Here is a 2,744-nt window from a genome sequence, read left to right on the forward strand (position 1 = left end):
TGCTCGACGGTGACGCGACCCGGGTGGGTTCCTACGGTGCCCGGTTCGCCGGGGTGGTGTTCCCGGGTGAGACCCTGCGCGCCGGTGTGTGGCGCGACGGGGACCGATACGTCGGGGTGGTGACCGCTCCGGGCCGGGACGACGCCGCGGTGCTGTCGGACGTCGAGTTGATCGGAATGTGAGGTTTAAACCACCCGCCGATGTGGCAATCCCCCCTCTCACCGGTGTGCCGAGGACACGTCCGGCGAGGGAGAGGCAGACATGGGTCGCAATAGCAGTACCGCGGTGTTGTCCGTAGCTGCCGGCAGCACCGCTGATGGAATCACTGCCCCGCAGGACCCGCTGGAACAGCAGCTCTTCGCTGCTCTCATGGCAGTTCTGCCGGTAGCGGCTGCCGCGGTTATCACTACTGACGCGAGCGGCGAACTTCATGTAGGAGCATCCAGTGGTGAACTCGCCGAGTCGCTGGCGCTCGTTCAGCTCCAGGCCGGCGCGGGGCCTTGTCTGCAGGCCTCTCACACAGGTCGCCGGATCAGCATCGAAGATCTCCATCTGGCCCCGAACCGCTGGTCCGTTTTCGCCGGGAACGCACTCCGACACGGCTTCCTCTCGGCAGTCGCGCTTCCGCTGCGCGTTGACGGCCAGCGGCTCGGTGTCGTTCTTCTGGTTCGCCGAGAGTTGGGTCCGATGCCGCCCCACGACCTCGCGGTAGGACGCGCGCTGGCGGATATCGCGGCAACGGGCCTCTGGCGGGAACGGGTGGTCGCCCGATCGCAGTCTCTCAACCGGCAGCTTCAGACCGCCCTGGACACCCGGATCATCATCGAACAGGCCAAGGGACTGCTCGCCGAGCGCGGTGGGATGGATGTGGACCAAGCCTTCGACCTGCTGCGATCGCACGCCCGCAAAAGCCGTGAAAGCCTCTCCGAACTCGCCAGCGCGGTTGTCAACGGCGCCGACACCTCGGCGATTCTCCCAGTCCTGAAGTAGGCCCTTCAGCTAGCGACTGGAAGTATGCCCCCAGCCGCGACGAGGCCGCCCGCCGAATAGCGCGCGGCGACCGTTCCGCAATTAACATGTGCGCCGGTGGATTACCTTTCCAGCCACTGAACTGCGGCCTTGCGTGGGCACCCGTTCCGAGTGATCCGGCGCCGGCGTTCGGACGAGAAGTCCGATTCGGCACCTTGATATTCGCCGTCCGTTCATTCGGCAATTTTCGGTGCGGAGGATAAACCGCTTCGGGCGACGTCGTCGCGGCATTGCGCAACCTCCCCGATCGACCGGGCGAAAATGCGGTTTGAGCATTACTTTTCTCGATAATCGGCGCACCCGGGAGCCGCACCCGTCGATGTTTGCCGACCGACCCCGGAACCCGAATGGGACCTCGGAAATAAACCCTTAGAGGTCTTGACACATCGGGGGGGACGTGAATTAATTCCCGTCACTATCTCGAAGTTTCGGCAATTTAATTTAATACCCAAAGCCCCGTGCCTAGACCCAGCAATTGAGGGACGCCCTGATGGATATTTCGGCGAACGACCACGCCAATTTAATTTACGCGACAAAGAATCATTTCCGTTCCGACCCCCGATCAACGTCCTACGGGCGTCGTCCGATCTGCATCGGCCGTGTCCGCGGCCTGGCGGCGGCTCTGGGAATCGGCGCCGCATTGACCGTTGGCAGCGCGGGAATCGCCTGCGCCGACTCTGCGGTGTCCGATTCAACGGACACACCGACAACGCATTCCGCCGGGCCTGCGGCAGCCGATCCCGCGCGGATGGCCGGGCCGTCGTCGGCAACGACGACCAAGCGCAACGGGCCCGCGGCGGGGAATACCCAGGCGAAGCAGGCGATGCCGGCGGCAGGGGATGACAGCACCGCAGAGGATCCGTCGTCGGGCAACGGTCCCGCAGTCCGATCCGGCGCAGTCCCGACTCGCCGACCCGCCACATCAAGGGCGTCTCGAACGCCGGCGGCCCCGGCGGTCTCCGATGAGGGGCAGGCCGATTATCCGGTGCCGCCCGCCGACCGCCTTCCGCAACGCAAAAAGGCTCCGGGCTTGCCGGCCTCCGTTGCGAAACCCGCAGCCGCCCTCGCCGCACCCACGCGCCCGCAACTGCCCGCTGCAGCTCAGTCACCGGAGCACGTGACCCTCTCCGCTCGCACGGCGGAAGCAGCCGCAAAGCTTCCCTCTCCTGCCGGAACCACCTCGACCGTGCCCGCGATCGCTGCTGCGACTGCAGTAGTCGCAGCGGTGGCGGCGTCGCCACCCCCGCCGGTATCAGCCCCGGCAATCGCGTCAGCAATCCGCGGACTCATCGGACTGGCGGCGTCGGGCCCTACCCCCACCGCACCGACCGGATTCCTCGCGGCGGTAGTCACTTGGGTCGGCCGGGAGATCGAAGATCTGTTTTCGGCCTTCAACGTTATGGCGGGCACCGTCCAAGGCAGTGCAGCCACCTTCCGGAAACGGCGATGGTGGAGCGCACCTACGGTGGCGGTCGCCGACGCCAGCATCGCCGAAGGCAACACCGGAACGGCGGACATGGGCTTCACCGTCACCCTGTCCAAGACCTCGACCTCACCAATCACCGTCGGCTACACAACGGCCAACGGCACCGCGACCGCAGGTACGGACTACCTCGCGAGCTCGGGCACCGTCACGTTCGCCGCCGGGGAAACCACCAGAACGGTCAATGTGGGGGTGATCGGTGACACCGTGGTGGAGCCGAATGAGGCGTTCA

The 2,744-nt window shown here is 65.8% G+C and carries 3 protein-coding genes; all 3 read left to right on the top strand.

Annotation, left to right across the window (positions count from 1 at the left end; genetic code table 11):
• The coding region (locus ADBZ5U_RS15600; RefSeq protein ID WP_526811711.1) for a hotdog family protein at positions 1 to 182 on the top strand (182 nt) is incomplete at its 5' end.
• 79 nt (positions 183 to 261) lie between these two features.
• On the top strand, positions 262 to 990 hold the full coding sequence (locus ADBZ5U_RS15605; RefSeq protein WP_526811713.1) for an ANTAR domain-containing protein: 729 nt from the start codon (positions 262 to 264) through the stop codon (positions 988 to 990).
• Between the two features lie 529 nt (positions 991 to 1,519).
• A partial coding sequence (locus ADBZ5U_RS15610) for a Calx-beta domain-containing protein (RefSeq protein ID WP_526811714.1) occupies positions 1,520 to 2,744 on the top strand: 1,225 nt, incomplete at its 3' end.

It is taken from the genome of Mycobacterium sp. (genome assembly GCF_040398885.1).
Lineage (GTDB): Bacteria > Actinomycetota > Actinomycetes > Mycobacteriales > Mycobacteriaceae > Mycobacterium.

What these genes read in the sequence shown, in the direction of transcription:
- ADBZ5U_RS15605 (WP_526811713.1), top strand. Translation starts at nt 262, where the DNA reads ATGGGTCGCAATAGCAGTACCGCGGTGTTGTCCGTAGCTGCCGGCAGC.